The organism is Streptococcus sp. 1449 (assembly GCF_013276805.1).
In the GTDB taxonomy this organism is placed as follows: Bacteria; Bacillota; Bacilli; order Lactobacillales; family Streptococcaceae; genus Streptococcus; species Streptococcus pseudopneumoniae.
This window is the reverse complement of the sequence record NZ_VMLS01000058.1, coordinates 1-525: the sequence shown is the minus strand read 5'-3', so window position 1 is coordinate 525 and position 525 is coordinate 1. Positions and strand designations below refer to the sequence as shown.

The 525-nt window shown below is 41.7% G+C and carries 1 pseudogene; it reads left to right on the top strand.

The annotated features are described in order from the left end of the window. Positions 1-525 (top strand): annotated as a pseudogene (locus tag HT687_RS09645) (peptidase); the annotation flags it as partial.

Sequence of the window (525 nt, the reverse complement as noted above, 5' to 3'; positions counted from 1 at the left end):
AATGTGAAAGCTAAGAAAGCAGAACTTGACAAAGCCAAAGCAGGCTTAGTAGATAAAATAACAGATACTCAAAAAGATGAGTTATCCAAAGTTGAGGAAACCTTGAAGCCAGCTGATACAGCTGATAAAACGCCTAAGAGTGTTGAAGCCTATAACAAGGAAATCGAAAAACTTCAAGCAGAGTTAGACGCAGCCAAACGTGACGCCAAAGCAGTTGTAGATAAAGGTGAAGAAGCGACGAAAGCGGAAGCATCTGAAGCTCAAGTTAAAGTAGCTGCAGTCAGAGCGAAATTGGTAGAAGCAGGTAAACTGTTGACAGATAAGGCTGACAAAGCAGACCTTACAGCAGCTAAAACAGAGCTTGATGAGTTGGCTAAAGCCGATGTTGCGACAGATGATAAAACAACTTCTACAAAAGCAGCTTATGACACAGCGAAACAAGCTGCAGAAGAAGCTGTAACAGAAGCTACAAAAGTTATCAACAATGAAGATGCGACATCAGAAGAAGTAGCGACAGCATTAGCG